At 65.2% G+C, this 201-nt stretch carries 1 pseudogene; it reads right to left on the reverse strand.

From position 1 onward, the window contains the following. Nucleotides 1-201, reverse strand: a pseudogene (locus CR103_RS22975) (IS66 family transposase); the annotation flags it as partial.

Genomic DNA, 201 nt, shown 5'->3' on the forward strand with positions numbered 1-201 from the left:
GCCCGCACATTCGGACCGTACTGCGCCACCTCGGTGACGCCTTCCGGAAACGCACTCACGTGCACTTGGCCACGCTGGCAAACGAGCTCGACGCTACAGTGTTCGACGACGGCGAAGGCCCGCTCCGGCACATCGAATACCTGCCGGCGTTCCGACACGCGCGCCTGGTTCAGAGGCAGCAGATGGTGGCACTGATCGCAC

Source organism: Massilia psychrophila (assembly GCF_002760665.1).
GTDB lineage: Bacteria > Pseudomonadota > Gammaproteobacteria > Burkholderiales > Burkholderiaceae_D > JAFCUW01.